The following is a 16,651-nucleotide window of genomic DNA, read 5'->3' on the forward strand; positions in this document are numbered from 1 at the left end:
TATCCCGCGTCAGCGTGGCGGAAGTGAATTCCCCACCAGCATGAAAAGACTGTTGCGGGATGTGGCGCCCGTCTTCCGCAAGGCGTTTGAGATGTGGTTCTCCACTGTCCTGGCACTGATGCGCAAGTGTTCCCCGATCTCCACATTGGTGTGGTGTCCGGCCAGGATGGCTACCTCGATCTCCCGTTCAGTGAGCGGTGTGGTTCTGAAGGAGTTGAAGGAAAGCTGTTCGTTGGTTGCCGGGAACCGAACTGCGAATATGGACGAAGCCTGCGCCATGGCGTCAGCCGCTGCGGCATCGCCGTCGATCACGTGGCGTTTGAGGGCTCCTCGAAGCAGCATTCCCACTTGGTACGTGTCGATGTCGGGTTCATAGTGCTTGAGAAGCAGCCCGAGCAACTTATTGTCACCTTCAACCACCGCGGTGGCAATGGCTATGAACTGGTCATGAACCGCTACCCCACTATCGCGCAGGATCTTCTGCAATAGATCCAGAACAGGTCGGCCAGGGCATAGGCACGTGCAGAGCAGCGCAGTCAACATGGCTTCGAGGATGTAGCCGCTCTTCAACTGTCGCCTGATGAGCCTCGTGGCCTTGCGATCGAACGCTGAGGGCTGAGCATTGTTGTGGGCGATGAGCTCGTAAGCCCCCTTGCCGACGCCGGGAAGCGGCCCGACGTCGGGCACTTCCGTCCGCGCCTGCGCGGCGATGGAAAGCTCAGGCAAAATGGCAGATGTTGCGTGCCTGAGCCCAGCGAGCCTGAGCATGGCGTCGTAGAGGGAGTCGACGACGAAACCTGGGCGACCCATCGCAAAGACACTGCTCATGAGGTACTCGGCCTCTTCGAAATGTCCACGGTAGAGCAGGCCATGTGCGGCCACGTAGCTACTTGTGACCACGCCGAACTGGTCCAGGTTCTTGCGTGCTTCGGACCGCCAGTCCAAGGCAAGTACCAAGGACTCCTCCACCCGGCCGGCAGCGAATAGCGCGAAGCCGCGTATGAAAAGGCGGAGATGTGGAAAGGCGTCATCTTCGCCTGCGCCGTCTACGGCTTCCAAGGCTGCGGTCGGTTTGAAGCGATATAGCTCCAGCAACCCATGGACCAGGCTCCCCATTCCTGATTCCCGGCCCTCTAAAGCCTCTGGCACCTTGCTGGTGTCCGGCGGCACCCTGCCGTGAGACGCGCTGATGAACAGAATGGCGTTCTCAACTTCAGCTTTCAGGTGGGGATTGTCTCCCGCGAACTTTTGGAGGATGTCGACGGCGGCACTGTGGCCCTGGCCTGTGTGGATCGCAAGCATGGCCTCAGTGATGGTGACAAAGAGAACATCCTTGGGATCTGCGTCGACATCTGTAGTTTCGGTACAGAGCCGGCTCGCGCGTTCAACATCCACTGGCGCACCCCAATAGATCCGGAGCAGCGCCGCCGCATTCGCCGCTGACTTGTTTGCTTCCCAACGTTCACCGCGGATACGTTCGCGGTCCGCGTTGTGCTCGTGGAAGTGGCGGGAGGCGATGGCGTCGTCGTCGCCCTTCTCAAGGCGGAGAGTTGAAAGTACGCGTGTGAGGCTGTCCGTTGTGACCGGCTTCTCCGAAGCTGCTTGCGGAGCAGCTTCGAGAACGCCAGCGATCTTGCTGCGGAGGAGTTTCCGGTCCCGGAGCTTCTTGCTCCCGCGGAAGTAGTCAGCGATGACTGGCGGGCTGATAGCAGCGATCGAACCATTGTGGTGGTCCACCAGAACAGACAGGAATCCTCTGCGTTCCAAGCCTTCCAGGGCATCCGGGTGAATCACCTTATGGAGCACGTCCACCCTTGCCGTGCCGAGAATCGCCATGATGTGCAGCGCTGTGAACTCGTCAGCGTGCAGCTCAGCCAACAGGGCCTCGAGAGTGCCGCGAAGGTGCTCATTCCAGAGGGTGTCGCCGGCCATGCACCATTGCTGGTCTTTCATGACCAAAAGGTTGCTGAGCGAGGCGGTTTCTGCGATCCGCACGATGAGACGGGGGTTTCCGGCGGACTTGGTGAGGATGCGGGCAGTTGTGTCTGCATCTGCAGGGGCACCAAGGACCTGTGCAATGAGGAGGTGGACTTGCTCGTAGTGAAGCGGATCCAATTGAAGATGCGCCTCGCGACCGTTGTTAAGGACGGCCAACTGCCCTCTGGAGAAAACCCATGTTTCGGGTGCTGTGGCCACCATAGGGCAATCCGACCGCTGCCTCACGGCCTCGAGGACCGCCAGCGATTCACTGTCAACCAAGTGAAGATCGTCAACCACCAGCAGGTGTTTGCCGGCCGTGGCCAACTTGCTCGAGAACACATCCGCCATGTCGAAAACACCGCTGCGGCCTGGCCTGATTTCCAAACCGAGTCCTTTGATGGCCGCGTACGGGATGGTTCGATGCGTGCGGAGACCACTGATGAAGTGAACGGAAACGCCCGTCTTCTCCAAGTTGCTCATGACACTGCGCAGGACTGACGTCTTACCGCTACCCGGTGCGCCGACAACTCTCACTCCGATTCCGCGTGCGACAAAGTCCAGGATTCGTTGAACCTCTGAATCGAACACGCGACCTAGCCTTCTGTTTTTGTGGATGCCCGACATGCGGCTCACTTCGCAGGCTAGATCTTGAAAACGGGACTAGGTGGCAAAACGGCCTTGCACAGACCTTTTTGGGGGTGTCTAGGTGGTGATTTGGGCCAAATTAGGTGCTCGCCGGGCTCGACTAGGGGACAGCGTTGTTCAGAGGTCAGGTGGCCCATGTGGGATGCTCCCTCGGTTCTGTGGGTGGATTACCTTCCACGCTACGGAGAGCCGCGAGTGAGTTACATGGGTGTAGTTCCCTATGTGGATATATGTTCTAGTCCATGAGTTGGATATCGAACACACATCTGAACGACCCCTCCCTCGCCTCTCCGCCAACCGGCGATACCGCCCGATCGAACGGGTCTCCTTCGACTAAGCCCCAAGTTCTAAGACGATTTGACAAAAGAAGGTTTACGGGTCGAGAGTATTGATCACTCACCTGGCAGAGGGTTACAGAGAAGTTTCCAATTGGCGGGTTGAGTTATTTAGCCGAGACACACCATCGCCGCTCGGAGCACTCCAAGTTCGTAGTTTGACCATATGGCGTGCGCAATCAAAATATTTTCTGCAGTGGCAGATCACTTTCATTTGGGGAAACACGAATATGAAATTTCGCACAGTTATCACAGCAATCACTCTGGCAGTCTCCATCGCAACGTTAGCGTCTCCCGCCCACGCTGCTGACGAGCCGGACAGCGCGCAAACACTAAAAGACCTGACTGTCCCTAAGTCAGTTTCGAGCACGGGAAGTTCCCAGGGGTTGCGCCTCACGAAAGGAGAACCAACATACTCGACCACCGCAATCGGCTTCCGTCGTGCCAGCTTGTATTCCGGCAACTGGATGCTATTCACTGAAGAAAATGTTGATTTCTATTTCGATTGGAGCAGAGTCACCAGTAGCTACGGGTATCAGCGTGTAGGCGCCTTCGGATTCAACACGGTACAAGCCTTGGGAATTAACCGTAGCTACACGAGTGACTGGGAGCATTCCTACCGCGCCCTAACAGATGCTGGCGTAGGTTCTGCTACACCTTGGGGAAACGTAAATATTTACCATGCCACGGTCATCCAAGGGGCTGCTGTATATGGCGATGGCGCCTGGTCAGCTTGGCAGCAGTAGCGTCCAAAGCATGAGCCGTCAGGGGTCGGTCAGCTCTGGCCGACCCCCTGTCATTGATGAGGATTAATGTTGCACATCACGAATCTCTCCAAGAGCTACGGTCACAGGAAGATCATCGATAATGTCACATTCAGCATCCCTTCCGCGGGGATTTTTGTTGTCCGTGGCGACAACGGCCACGGGAAGACCACACTGTTCAAGTGCCTTGCCGGCCTCGAACGATTCAATGGAAATGTTCGCTGGTTGGACACCGATCCGGATGGTCAAATAGCTGCAGCGTTTGATGACTCCGAGGTTCATGGACGACTGACGGGACTGCAAAATCTCAGCATTCTCTTGGATATTTCTCCCAAAGAAGTGTCGGCGGTGCCAGTAGTCAAGCAGTTCATGAGCGATGATCTACTGCGTAGGAGATCATCCTCCTATTCATTAGGGCAAAGAAGAAAACTCAAATTGGCAGCTGCGTTTGCGACCGCAAGACCATGCATTCTGCTCGATGAGCCTGCATCTGGACTCGATGCAGCCGGACGTCGTGCACTTCGTAGGTCGTTAGAATCCGTTGCGGCCAAGAAATGCGTCATCATATCTGATCATGAAGATTCGTCTTACCAAGACTTGGTCTCCTCTGAATTCACTATCCGGCAGGGGAAGGTCCACCGCCAGTTAAATTCGAAACAAGAATCTGATGAATAGGTATATGCGTTCTTTGCGAACAGAAGTGCGTTATCAATTGTGGGGCAGGTCAGTCTTCCTTGCTGTCGGCGGCCTGACGGTTTCACTTCTTTTCGCGTTCACCGGGAGCATCAGCAACGTGACCGCCAGGTTGGCCAGGCTACAGGTTACAGAGGCACAGGCATTGGGTAACGGAATGACATTGGCGGACGCCATGGGGCATCCGAGCAATGTTGTAGTCCAAGGCGGCCAACGGATGCTGGACAATCCTGTGCGTTTTGACTACGAGGCTGCGTATTTCGCCTACCGCGCTCTCGAAGCACCGTATGCCGTCGGCACCGGTCTGGAGATGATCACTTTCCTGGTGATCCCACTGCTCTTCTTCGTCTACGGGTGTGGAACAGCCGTAAGTGACATTCGGCAACGCATTTTGAAGGATCGGATTGTCATAGAGGGCCCGGGGCCCTATATCGCCGCGAAGGTTGCCGCAGTGGTTCTAGTTTCATTCGGTGCGACCATGCTTGCCGCCCTCCTCAGCTTTGGAGCGGCACCCCTCCTGAAAGCCCTGTTCCTCCCCGACCTCAGCAGAGATTTTGAGTATGCCGTGGATGACTCAGGCGTGGGCAATCCGGCTGTGCAGGTTGCATTCAGCGCGGGTGTAGCAGTGCTTTTTGGTCTCTTGGGGCTCTTTATTGGGCTCGTGGCCAGGAGCATGCTCATACCGAGCTTGGCCGCTGGAGGGCTGCTCATGCTGATGCCGTTCACTTGGTCATATGATCCCCGGAACATCCTCACGGCCGCCGGTGAAGGTGTATTCAACTATTGGGGCGGATTCAACCCCCGCCCACCGCTTCCTGTGGAGACGACGTTTGGCCTGGGGATGCTGTATGGCGCCCTGGTCCTGGTGGCGCTCATTTCCATCGCGGTATGGTCACGCATGTCAAAGTTCATCTAGCCCCCAAGCACCCTGCGAGTGCAGACAAAAAAGCAGGGCCGGTCAGTGACCGGCCCTGCTTCTTAGTTATCCGAAGACTAGATAGCCTGGATGTTTACTGCCTGGGGACCCTTGGGGCCCTGCTCGACGTCGAAGGAAACCTTCTGGTTCTCTTCGAGGGAGCGGTAGCCCGAGGAGTTGATCGCAGAGTAGTGAGCGAAAACGTCCTGGCTGCCATCTTCAGGAGAGATGAAGCCGAAGCCCTTTTCGGAGTTGAACCATTTTACGGTACCTGTAGCCATTTTTTCAGTCCTTACTGAAGGTGGAGATTGTCCCGACTTTCGGGTCTCCGGGTGTGGGGTGTTCTCCACCGTTACTTCAGAAGGTCACGATCCGGAAGGATCGTGGGGACTGCCTGAACTACCAAATGCCAAACACAACAACACCGTCAAGTCTACATACATCTGAGCAGATAGCTAGTGCTGGGAAATATTTATCCATCGGATGTTGATCGATGTCCGTCTTGAGAGCACAAAGCGCCTCTGAATACGTCCCGGATCCCACTCCCCTGTTGCCTGTTCTGGAAGCACTGCCAAGCGTAAAGTGCACCCATGGGACCGACCCCGGATACGGTCATCATCGGCGCAGGCCAAGCCGGCCTCACGACGAGCTACTGGCTGACGCAATTCGGCGTCGAGCATCTGATCTTGGATCGACGCGATTCACTCGGCGGCGCTTTCCAGGACCGCTGGGACGGCTTCTACATGAACACCCCGAACCTTTCGCTGGACCTCCCTGGGATGCCGTACGACGGCGACGACCGGGACGCTTTCATCTCCCGCGACGCTGTGGTGAACCTCTTCAGGCGGTACGCGGAGCTGATCTCCGCTCCGGTCCACACGGGTGTCGACGTCACCCGACTATCCGCGGCACCGGATGGCGGCTTCCACCTTGAAACGTCGCTCGGGAGCCTGCGTGCACGAAGCGTTGTCCTGGCAACGGGTGCCTACCAGGTTCCCAAGATCCCAGCCCTGGCCGCCAAGCTCCCTGCAGGCATGACCCAACTGCACACCAATGATTACCGCAATCCGGAGCAGCTGCCGGACGGTGCGGTGTTGATCGTCGGAACGGGTCAGTCAGGGGGCCAGATCGCCGAGGAACTCCACGCCACCGGCCGCGACATCCACCTCTCAGTCTCAATCGTCCCCGAAGCGCCCCGCCGATACCGAGGCCAAGACCTCATCTATTGGATGCTCGAAACCGGCAAACACGGCCCCGACTACGGCGTCAACGCCCTCACCACCGAGGCGCTCCCCTCCCCCGCACTGCGCTTCGCGCCCAACCCGCTGCTCTCTGGTATCGACGGCGGCCACGCCATTCACCTCCGAGAACTCGGCCGGCGCGGCATGCACCTGCACGGCCACCTGGAGACAATCGACGACGGCGACATCACCTTTAGTGACGACCTCCCCGACCGCCTCGCGGCAGTCGAGTCGGTCTTCGCCCAACGCTCGGGAAAAGCAATTGATGCTTACATCGCAGCGGCAGGGATCGACGCGCCGGAGCAGCCTCCCCCGCCGCCAGATAGTTGGCTCCCCCTCGATCAGGTTGAGCTGAACCTCGTCGATTCGGACATCACATCCGTTTTGTGGGCAACCGGCTTCAAGCTCGACTTCGGGTTCGTCGACATGCCACTTGTCGATGAATGGGGCTACCCCAAGCACACGCGCGGTGTCACCGGGATTCCGGGTTTGTACGTCGTCGGGCTCCCTTGGCTAACCCGGCATTATTCAGCCATAGTCGGTGGCGTGGGCTTGGATGCCAGATATGTCGCTGACCGAATCTCCAGCCCGTGAACACTAATTCCACACTCAGGCAAACGCTCCCAGGAGGACGATTCCATGCAAATGCCAAAGCCTTCAGAGGCGGACAAGGAACGCTTCCGCTCGGCCGTTCCCGAAAGTCCAGACGTGGTGGTCAAGCCGATGTTCGGGAACCTCGGCGCTTTCGTCAACGGCAACATGTTCGCCGGCTTGTTTGGCCCCACCATCGGCGTCAAGCTCTCCGTGGCCGACCAGCAGGAGCTGGAGGCCAATCACCAAACGCAACCCTTCGGCCCGGAAGAGCGCCCCATGGGCGGTTACGTCGATCTTCCCCAGTCCTGGCAGGACGACGCCGAGCAAACTGCGGAATGGGTGGCCAAGGCCTTAGAGAACGTGGCGAAACTGCCGCCGAAAGCACCGAAGGAACCCAAGGCAAAGCTGCCCAAGAAATAGGGAATTCTTCAAGCAAAAGCCCTCGCCAAAAGTGTCAGGAAGTGCTGTGATCCTGCTATGGCATCAATGAATGGGCGGGTCTCCCTCGTGACCGGTGCTACTGGCGGCCTTGGCAAGGCCATCGCTACTGCGCTGGCCCGCGAAGGAGGGACCGTCGTCGTGGTTGGCCGTTCGGAAGCGCGGGCAGAAGACGCGATTCGTGACATCCAGGCTGTGGTCCCCAACGCAGCGCTGGAGCCGCTGGCCTGCGATCTCTCAAGCCAGGCCTCAATCCGGTGGGCCGTTGAGGACTTCCATTCCCGTCACCAAAAGCTCAACGTGCTCGTCAACGCTGCCGGCGTGTTCCGCAAGGAACGCCAAGTGACCCCGGACGGCCTTGAAGTCACGTTCGCCACCAACGTGATGGGCTATTTCCTGCTCACCAATTTGCTCTTGGACTCGCTGAAAGGCGGTGCAGGTGCCGACGACGCCTGGACTTCGCGGGTGGTCAACATCGCGTCGAAGTATTCGGGTGGACCGTCGGTTACCAAGATCGACTTCGACGACCTCCAGACCGCCAAACGCAAGTACAGCTATACGCGCGCTACCCCACCAACAATGCTCGGCCGGGTTCTGTTGACGCAGGAGTTCGCGGAGCGCCTTCGCGGGTCGAACGTCGTGGTGAATGCCGTGCACCCGGGCCTGGTTAAGAACACGGGGCTGCTGCAGGACGTTGGCGGACCATTCCGCTGGCTGACGAACACCTGGGGCAAGCCTGCCGAGGAAGCGGCCGATACGCCCGTCTGGCTGGCCACCTCACCGGAGACTGCGGCGGTGTCCGGCAAGCTCTGGGCAAAGCGCAAGCAACTGCCGACTCCGGGCATGGGTTCCGATCCGGCCGCCCGGAAGAGGCTGTGGGAGGAATGCACCCGGCTGGCGAAGATCCTCTGAGCTTCCGCTCAGGAAACTACGCCTCCTTCAGGTCCAGCTGCGGCGCAGGTTTGCGGAACCCTCGCGTCAAGAATGCCAGGTAGGCCAATCCCGCGCCTGCCCAGATCAACCCGAAGGTGAACGACAGGCCACTGAGGCTGGTCCACAGCCAGATCGTAAGCACAAATCCAATGCCAGGAAGCACAAGGTTGTGGATCACGCCACGGGCGCCGCGGACCTTCTGGTCGAAGAAGTAGTGCTTGATCACGGCCAGGTTGACCACGGAGAACGCGACCAGGGCACCGAAGCTGATCAGCGAGGAAATCGTCAGCAGATCCAACACGAAAGCCAGCAGCGACACCGCGGAGGTCAGCAGGATGGGCAACACCGGGGTGCTGAAGCGGGCGTGGAGCCGCCCCAACGCTGCCGGGAACACGCCGCTGCGGCCCATCGAATGAATGATCCGCGAGACCGAAGCTTGGGAGGTCAATGCAGATCCGAGACTGCCGGCAATGTATGCGGCTGTGAAGAAGGCAACCAGCAACTCGCCGCCCGCCGCGCCGATGACCTCGATGGCCGCCGAGTCCACGTCGTTAAAGGTGCTGACGGGGAGAACCAAGTGGCTGATGTACGCGAGTCCCAGGAAAATCATGCCGGCCAGGACTGTGGTGATCATGATGGCCCGGGGAAGATTCCGCTTGGGATCTTTGGTTTCCTCCGCGAAGGTTGAGACGGCGTCGAACCCCAGGTAAGAGAGGCAGAGAATTGCGGAGCCGGCGAAGACGGGTGAAAGTCCTTCGGCACCTTCGGCACCGGCGAAAGGCGCCAGTAGGTCAACATTGCCGGTTCCCGTGATGGAGGAAAGTCCCAAGGCCACAAACAACACGATGAAGAGCGCCTGGAGACCCACCACCACAAAGTTGGCCTTCGCAATTGCAGTGATGCCGAGGATATTCAGCAAGGTCACCGCCACAATCGACATGATCATGAACACCCACGCAGGAATCGCCGGGAATGCGGCTTCCATGTAGATGCCGATGAGTAGATAGTTGATCATCGGCAGCAGGAGATAATCCAGCAGGAGCGACCATCCAGCCATGAATCCAAGGCCTGGCCCGAAGGATCGAGTTGCATACGTATACGCGGATCCCCCGAACGGGAACGCCTGGGACATCCGGCCATACGAGCGGGCCGTGAAGAGCATGACCACCAGGGTCACGGCATAGGCAGCGGAGAGCCGCCCACCAGTCAGCTCCACGACGATGCCGTAGGTGCTGAAGATGGTCAGCGGCACCATGTAGACCAAGCCCAGCAACACCAGTGATGGAACGCCGAGGACACGGCGCCAACTTTGGGAAGGCGCCTGGGCGGAGGCTGGCCCCACAGGCTTCTCGCCTGCCGGTGTATCAGTTTCAAACGTGGGGGTCATTGGGAATCCTTGTTGGTCATACTGGTGTGTGCTTGGAAGCTGCGACGCTGCAGAACTTCGTAGCGGCGACCGGATCTACGGGGTCACCGCGATCCTGAAGTGCTGGGGGTGGCTCATGGGCGCCTGATAGAGGCCGCTGGCCATGTGAAGTGAGATGAAATGAATGACGTTCATTTATTGTGACGGTGAGGCGGGTCACAGTCAATATGTGACGGGCAATTGTGGAGACTGCGGCGCATACGCTCACCTCATGCGCGCTCGCGTAACCAACGGCAAGGCGATGCCGCCGCGGTGCTCGTCGTCGGTCCGGGCCAGTCAGGCGGCCGGATCCCCGAGGAAGTCCACGCCGCCGGCCGTGAAGTCCTTCTCGCCGTTTCGATCGTTCCCGAAGCGCCCCGCCTATACCACGGCCAGGACCTCATCTATTGGATGCCCGAAGCATCTTCCCCCGTCGCCAGATAATTGGCCCCCACTCGATCAGGCTGAGCTGAACCTCGTCGATGCGAACCTCACGTCCGTTTTGTGGGCAACCGGGTACAAGCTCGACTTCCGGTGTCATCGAGATGCCTCTGGTCGACGAGTGGGGCTACCCCCGAACACACACGAGGTGTCACGGAGATCCCCGGCCTGCACGTCGTCGTCGGGCTACCTTGGCTAACCCGACACCACTCAGCGATCGCCGGCAGCATGGGCTTAGATGCCAAGCATATCGCTGAGCGAATCCCCTGCCTGTGAACATCACTTCCGCACTCAGATGCCCCCCCAGGAGGACGATTCCATGCAAATGCCTATGCCCTCAGAGGCGGACAAGGAACGCTTCCGCGCGGCCGTCCCCGAAAACCAGACGTGGAGGTCATTCCGATGTTCGGAAACCTCGGCACTTTGGGCAATGGCAACATGTCTGCCCGCTTGCTTGGCCCCACCATCGGCGTAAAGCTCTCCATAGCCGACCAGTATGATTTGGAGGCCAACCACCAGACTCAAACCTTCGGTCGCGAAGATCGGCCCATGGGCGGTTATGTCGGCCTTCATGAGGCGTGGCAGGACATGAGTTGCACTGCCCAGGACATTCTCGGGGAGTCACGTATCACCATGGGTTGCACGTCACAGGAGCCCCATGACTGACATCCTAATTGCCAATATGTTTCCGAGGCCGGGGAGCGGAATCGATTCTCATTAAACAGTTTCTAGGTAGGCTGACCGGATGCACAAACCAAAGCAGAAAGTTACCGCAAGCGACATAGCCCATGGCCGCATCCGCTGTGGCGTCCACCTGAAGAGGCTCATGCCACCCGTAGCCGTGCAGACTCTCCCCATCGTGATCCGCGGGCAGCTCCTTGAGGCCGACTGGAACCCGCGAAATGGCCCGGATCGCGATCGGTCCGGCGTGCTAAGCATTGGCAAAGCGAGGCTGGATCCATTGATCGCTGCTGACGAATATGTAGCTTTGGAACTGATCCGAGGCATACCGCATTTCGAATAGGGCACCGGGAAACGGGACCAACAACATTCCGCGGTCGAGGGTGCCCCGACTACTACAGACCGGTGGCAAAGACGGGCCTGCGAGCCACTTCTGGCATCTCCAGCGACATTGAGCGAAGAGGTGAACGTCGGCTCCCAACAGTCAGTCAGGGATATCGGCTGAAGATGCTACACCGTCGGCCGCACCTCTGCCTGCGAAAGATTGCTGGCACAGATGGCAGCCCAACTCGACCTAAATAGCGGTCCCGCAAGTAAAATAGGCCAGCTTTACCTATTGTCCCGGCTCCGGGACCACCGGTCGACGAATCCCGGCACCATGCATCGAGGACGACAGGTCCTCCTGCGGAACCGACTTCCGAGGGACGTGACGAGGAAGTAGTATCGAATACGTGTTCGAACCGCGCGCCTTTGGCATTCTGGGTCAAAGACCTGACAAGATGTCACCATGACGACACATTCTCCCGAGCAGGTCCAGACACTTCTTACCCAAGCGCTCGAACGGTTCAAGAAAACTGAACTGGCCTCCGCGCTTGGTGTGGAAACCCGGACCATCGCCCGATGGGCTACCGGCGAGAACACCCCGAAACCGTTCGTCGGCGCCGCACTAGAGTCCCTGCTGACGCCTTCCTCGGTTCAGCTCCACGAGAACCCTGACTTCACGTTCATCGACACCTTCGCCGGGATCGGCGGCATCCGCCAAGGCTTCGAGAAGCACGGCGGGCAGTGTGTTTTTACCTCGGAATGGAACGCATTCTCAAAGAAGACGTACTCCGTGAATTTCGGTGACGGACACGAGTTCATTGGGGACATTGTTGGCCAGCAAGACATCGTTCCCGCTCATGATGTCCTGCTCGGCGGATTCCCGTGCCAGCCGTTCTCAATCGCCGGTGTAAGCAAGAAAATCTCGCTTGGACGCCCTCACGGTTTTGAAGACCCCACCCAGGGAACATTGTTCTTCGAACTCAAAGAGATCATCAAAACCACCCGCCCCGCGGCGTTCGTGCTGGAGAACGTGAAAAACCTCAAGTCCCATGACAAGGGCAACACGTTCAAGATCATCATGGCTGTGCTGCGGGAAGAGCTGGGTTACGACGTCTACGAAAAGGTGATCGACGGCGGCCACTTCACCCCGCAGCACCGTGAGCGCATCATCATCGTTGGCTTCGCCAGGAAGACCGAATTCACATGGGATGACTTGGTCCTGCCGGAGAAGACCAGCCACAAACTCGGGGACATCCTGCACCGAACCGACGGAAGCGAACCAATTTTACCGCACGACGGCGACAAATACTTCAACCACGCTGAGAAGAAGGTCAACGACAAGTTCACCTTAACGGAGGGCTTGTGGACCTACCTGCAGAATTACGCCATCAAGCACAAGGCTGCCGGGAACGGCTTCGGTTTCGGGCTCGTCAACGCCGAAGGCCGCACCCGCACCCTGTCCGCTCGCTACTATAAGGACGGTTCGGAGATCTTGGTCGAGCAGCCCGGACAGCGTCCCCGGCGGCTCACGCCGCGCGAATGCGCCCGCCTCATGGGCTTCGATGACTCCTTCGTCATCCCCGTCTCGGACACCCAAGCCTACCGGCAGTTCGGCAACAGCGTCGTCATGCCCGTCTTCAAGGAAGTCGCACGCATCATGAAGCCCCATTTGATGCAGGTCAAAGCGACCATCGCTGCCGAACAAGCGGAACTTGAAGCAGCTGGCACACAGGAGCATTCCAGCGCTGAAGCCGCGGTGGAAGCAGCAGCCTGACCCCGTGATCAACATTCGGGACTACTTCCAAGGCTTTGCCGTCAAAGTCTTGGCCGACGTCGACGTCAACAAGCTCTCTTCGAACCAGCATGAATTCAACGGAAGTAAAGGATTCCGGGAACTGCTAGGTACACCCGTAGGTAAGAGTCACCTGCCAACCAAGATGGCGTATCTCGATGATGATCTGGAGGAAATGCCAGAACTGTTCGAGACATCGCTGACGTGGTACGACAGTCGTGAGAACCACCCCACGCGAGGTGCGGAATACCGTCTGTTGTACCTGTCGGAGGCAGAAGAGGTCATCTACCGGTCTGAAGCCGGCGACACCCTCTTCCTCGCCAAGGAAAAGAACGGCAGTCTGATTCTCGTGATTGCCAAGCAGGGTTCCACGATTCTGCGGCAGTTGCAGTGGATCTTCGATGTGCAACACACCAACGAAACGTTGTTCGTTACCACTGACATGGATGCTCAGCCCGGACGTGAAGAAATGGCAAGCGAGGAACTGCTTGCCCTACTCGGCATCGAAGTTGACCTTACTGACGACAACCTGCTGGATTCCATCCTGCTCCGCTTCAACGAAACGCTGTGGCCATCAACGCTGGACTTCGCCCGCTACGCCCGCTCCTTGGTCAAACACGTTGACCCTGTTGAAGACCCGGACGGCGCGCTCTTGCGCTGGGTCAGCATGGAACACCGAATGTTCCGCACCCTAGAGAAACACCGCATCAGCGAAAGCATCGCCAACGGCTTCTACGACGCCAGTGGCGGCGTGGACGTCGAAGGGTTCCTCAAGTTCTCCAAATCTGTTCACGGCAGGAGGAGCGTACGGGCCGGGCTCTCCCTGGAGGAACATATCTCAGCCGTTCTCCGCTCAAACGACATCCGCTACGTGAAGAAAGCCAAAACGGAAGGCAAGAAGGAACCGGACTTCTTGTTCCCCTCCAAGGTTGCTTACGACGACCCGACATTCCCGCCGCCCTGCCTGACGATGCTGGGTTCCAAAACCACGCTCAAAGACCGGTGGAGGCAGGTACTAAACGAGGCAGACCGGATTCCGAACAAACACCTGCTCACGCTTCAGCCCGCGGTTTCCGAGGACCAAACAGCCGAAATGCGAGCCGAAAGACTCCAACTCGTCGTCCCACGCGAGCTGCACAGCCAAGGATTCAGCCCGGCCCAGCAATACTGGCTCATGGGCCTGGACGACTTCTTAATCGAGGTCAAGACCCGCGAAGGGCGCGCACTCGCCGGAAAGGCTGTCATCCATGGCTGATTGGAAGATCCAGGAAGCCCAAATCTTCGTATTTGAGCAGGCCATATGGCGGCGAGCCACTGTGCGCGAGATTGCCGAAGCGGCCAACTCAGGCCAAGGCCTCCGCCATGCCACTGGTCTGCGCTTTGGCCGCATCGCTTTGGCCCCGGAGATAGTTCTTCGCGGGGCATTGCCGGATGGGGTGCGTGTCTGTGTCGGTGTCCGGCGTGGTGCGGCGTTCATGCCGGTCCCCGGGCTGGATGCCCAAGGCGTCATTCACGAGTCCCGTTGGCATCCACTTGATTTGGCTGCGGTCCAAGCCTGTTTCGCGTTTCTCGACAAGCACGAATTGTGTCAGGACTCCGAGATCTCGTTAGGCAACTACTTGGCGGTGAAGGCCGATCCCGCGGGGGCCGGGCTGTTGGTTGATGACACCGGGCTGGATGACAGGGCTACACCGGCCAAGCTGATCCGAGATTTTTCGGCCCTAGGTCTCGGGATCGATCTGTTCCCATACCAGCAGGTTGGCGCCGAGTTTATGGTCGCAATGGCAGAACGTGGCGTCGGAGTGCTGTTGGCGGACCAGATGGGCCTGGGTAAAACTGCGCAGGCTATCGCCCTCTTACTGGATCAGCGCGGCCGTGGTCCTTCCCTGATCGTTTGTCCTGCGTCACTGCTGCGCAACTGGACCCGGGAAATTGGACAGGTGGCACCAGCCCTGACTATTACCACCCATGCAGGGCCACTGCGTACCGGCGTAGCCAGCGGCTTGGCCCGGCACGACGTCGTCATCACTTCCTACGAAACCTTGGTGAGCGACATGAGCTTCCTCAGCGACATTCCGTGGAACGTCCTCGCCTTGGATGAAGCCCAGATGATCCGCAACCCGGAGACGGGTCGGGCCCAAAGCGTCAAAGGCCTGAGCCGCCGTGTCTCACTCGCCCTAACTGGCACACCGGTGGAAAACCGTCTCCTTGACCTGTGGTCCATCGCCGAGTTTGTCGTCCCAGCACTGCTTGGTAGCAGGGAGGCCTTCGACGAAGCCTTCCCTGATGAACTCGAACGGGCCGAATCTCTTGGACAAATCATCGCTCCCGTGACCCTCCGACGCTTGGTCGCCGACGTCGCGACCGACCTGCCCGAACTCGTCCACGTCGAAACCGCCTTCGAACTTCCCGAGGACGCAAAAGGCCGCTACGCCCAGATCGCCACCGCTAGTGCTGGCCCCCTCGCAGCTATCACAGCATTGCGGGTCCTATGCGCCCACGCGGAAGAAAACGACTGGGGTCCCGGCGAAAGCGCCGCTCCTAAAGCCGAACACACCATGCGGATCGTTGCAGAGGCCTTCAGCAGTGGGGAGAAAGTCTTGGTCTTTGCATCCTTCCAACAAGCCCTTGACCGGATGTTCGAAGCTGTAAAAGCCAGGCAACCCGGTGCCTTCCTGGCCGTCATAGATGGAAGGGTTCCGGTGCCCGATCGCCAAACGATCATTGATCTTTTCACCGCGTTCCCAGGACCTGGCGCCCTATTTATGAACCCCCAAGCCGCCGGCGTCGGGCTCAACATCACAGCAGCCAACCACGTCATCCACTTCAACCCCGAATGGAACCCGGCGCTGACCAGCCAAGCCACGGCCCGCGCCCACCGGAGAAAACAAACCTTGCCGGTCACTGTCCACCATCTCTTCTATGAAAACACTGTGGAAGAAGATGCACTCCTGCGCTCGGACTGGAAACGCGCTCTGGCACGGCGCGTGGACGACGGGGCAGCCAACACGAACGAAGGACCCACCGCATGACACGGCTTGGAGAAGTCAGAAAACTCCTCAGCGCAAATGATCTCGGCCTGACTGGGGCCCACCAATCGGGGATCACGATCCCGAAAAATCCCGACATCCTCGCGTTCTTTCCCCCTTTGGATGTCGCCGCCTACAATCCCGACTTCTGGATGACTGTCGCCACACCGGAAACAGGCCAGCATTGGTCACTGCGCTTCATCTACTACAACAACAAGACGCACGGACAAGGAACTCGTAATGAGTATCGATTGACGCATACCACGCAGATGCTGCGCGCATTATCAGCATCTGCGGGGGACGAGCTCGGGTTCCGCCGCAGCAGCTTAGGCGATATAGAGGCTGTGCTCTACGAGGCCGAAGACCTAACCGCGTCAGAACCGACGGAAACTATACTGCGCAATGGATGGCGCATGATCATCACCGACACCAAGGACTGA

16 protein-coding genes are annotated in these 16,651 nt (G+C 58.7%); 13 read left to right on the plus strand and 3 right to left on the minus strand.

The window, feature by feature from the left end; all coding sequences use genetic code 11:
- Positions 1-9: 9 nt before the first annotated feature.
- Positions 10-2,568: a LuxR C-terminal-related transcriptional regulator gene (locus J3A64_RS23710; protein ID WP_307807191.1), complete on the minus strand. Its 2,559-nt coding sequence runs from the start codon at positions 2,566-2,568 to the stop codon at positions 10-12.
- Between the two features lie 550 nt (positions 2,569-3,118).
- Here J3A64_RS23710 and J3A64_RS12355 point away from each other — a divergent pair.
- The 3 genes from J3A64_RS12355 to J3A64_RS12365 all read left to right on the plus strand — a co-directional run bounded on the left by J3A64_RS12355 (position 3,119) and on the right by J3A64_RS12365 (position 5,333).
- Complete coding sequence (locus tag J3A64_RS12355) at positions 3,119-3,706, plus strand: hypothetical protein (RefSeq protein WP_286176293.1); 588 nt, start codon at positions 3,119-3,121, stop codon at positions 3,704-3,706.
- A gap of 66 nt (positions 3,707-3,772) precedes the next feature.
- The gene (locus J3A64_RS12360) at positions 3,773-4,399 is read left to right on the plus strand and encodes an ATP-binding cassette domain-containing protein (protein WP_210064414.1); all 627 of its coding nucleotides are present in this window, start codon (positions 3,773-3,775) and stop codon (positions 4,397-4,399) included.
- A gap of 4 nt (positions 4,400-4,403) precedes the next feature.
- Positions 4,404-5,333 (plus strand): hypothetical protein, encoded by a 930-nt coding sequence (locus tag J3A64_RS12365; RefSeq protein ID WP_286176294.1) that lies wholly within the window; start codon positions 4,404-4,406, stop codon positions 5,331-5,333.
- 77 nt (positions 5,334-5,410) lie between these two features.
- On the opposite strand, the gene J3A64_RS12370 is transcribed toward J3A64_RS12365, so the two are convergent.
- The gene (locus J3A64_RS12370) at positions 5,411-5,614 is read right to left on the minus strand and encodes a cold-shock protein (protein ID WP_011773907.1); all 204 of its coding nucleotides are present in this window, start codon (positions 5,612-5,614) and stop codon (positions 5,411-5,413) included.
- A 309-nt stretch (positions 5,615-5,923) separates the two neighbouring features.
- On the opposite strand from J3A64_RS12370, the gene J3A64_RS12375 reads away from it, so the two are divergent.
- Genes J3A64_RS12375 through J3A64_RS12385 form a run of 3 tightly spaced genes read left to right on the plus strand, consistent with a single transcriptional unit; the run spans position 5,924 to position 8,518 of the window.
- Entirely contained in the window at positions 5,924-7,168 is a 1,245-nt protein-coding gene (locus J3A64_RS12375) for an NAD(P)/FAD-dependent oxidoreductase (protein ID WP_210064416.1), read from the plus strand.
- Positions 7,169-7,213: 45 nt separating this feature from the next.
- A complete protein-coding gene (locus J3A64_RS12380; RefSeq protein WP_210064417.1) occupies positions 7,214-7,588 on the plus strand; it encodes a TfoX/Sxy family protein in 375 nt (124 codons plus the stop codon).
- A gap of 57 nt (positions 7,589-7,645) precedes the next feature.
- Positions 7,646-8,518, plus strand: coding sequence for an SDR family NAD(P)-dependent oxidoreductase (locus tag J3A64_RS12385; protein ID WP_286176295.1), 873 nt, complete (start codon positions 7,646-7,648; stop codon positions 8,516-8,518).
- Between the two features lie 16 nt (positions 8,519-8,534).
- Here J3A64_RS12385 and J3A64_RS12390 read toward each other — a convergent pair whose 3' ends face one another.
- Positions 8,535-9,926, minus strand: a complete 1,392-nt coding sequence (locus J3A64_RS12390; protein ID WP_210064418.1) for an APC family permease — start codon at positions 9,924-9,926, stop codon at positions 8,535-8,537.
- Between the two features lie 291 nt (positions 9,927-10,217).
- Between J3A64_RS12390 and J3A64_RS23715 the strand changes: the two genes are divergently transcribed.
- From J3A64_RS23715 to J3A64_RS12425, 7 genes are all read left to right on the plus strand, one after another.
- Positions 10,218-10,388 carry a hypothetical protein gene (locus J3A64_RS23715; protein WP_286176296.1) on the plus strand — a complete coding sequence of 57 codons (171 nt, stop codon included), beginning with the start codon at positions 10,218-10,220 and terminating at the stop codon, positions 10,386-10,388.
- A 399-nt stretch (positions 10,389-10,787) separates the two neighbouring features.
- Entirely contained in the window at positions 10,788-11,051 is a 264-nt protein-coding gene (locus J3A64_RS12400; protein ID WP_286176297.1) for a hypothetical protein, read from the plus strand.
- 79 nt (positions 11,052-11,130) lie between these two features.
- On the plus strand, positions 11,131-11,409 hold the full coding sequence (locus J3A64_RS12405) for a hypothetical protein (RefSeq protein ID WP_210064419.1): 279 nt from the start codon (positions 11,131-11,133) through the stop codon (positions 11,407-11,409).
- A 444-nt stretch (positions 11,410-11,853) separates the two neighbouring features.
- Positions 11,854-13,164, plus strand: coding sequence for a DNA (cytosine-5-)-methyltransferase (gene dcm, locus J3A64_RS12410; protein ID WP_210064420.1), 1,311 nt, complete (start codon positions 11,854-11,856; stop codon positions 13,162-13,164).
- Positions 13,165-13,168: 4 nt separating this feature from the next.
- On the plus strand, positions 13,169-14,437 hold the full coding sequence (locus J3A64_RS23970) for a type II restriction endonuclease (RefSeq protein ID WP_210064421.1): 1,269 nt from the start codon (positions 13,169-13,171) through the stop codon (positions 14,435-14,437).
- Entirely contained in the window at positions 14,430-16,214 is a 1,785-nt protein-coding gene (locus J3A64_RS12420) for a DEAD/DEAH box helicase (protein ID WP_210064422.1), read from the plus strand. The genes J3A64_RS23970 and J3A64_RS12420 overlap by 8 nt, the downstream gene beginning before the upstream one ends.
- On the plus strand, positions 16,211-16,651 hold the full coding sequence (locus tag J3A64_RS12425; protein WP_210064423.1) for an EcoRII N-terminal effector-binding domain-containing protein: 441 nt from the start codon (positions 16,211-16,213) through the stop codon (positions 16,649-16,651). Before J3A64_RS12420 ends, J3A64_RS12425 begins: the two co-directional genes overlap by 4 nt.

The sequence above is a fragment of the Pseudarthrobacter sp. PvP004 genome (assembly GCF_017876035.1).
GTDB classification, from domain to species: domain Bacteria; phylum Actinomycetota; class Actinomycetes; order Actinomycetales; family Micrococcaceae; genus Arthrobacter; species Arthrobacter aurescens_A.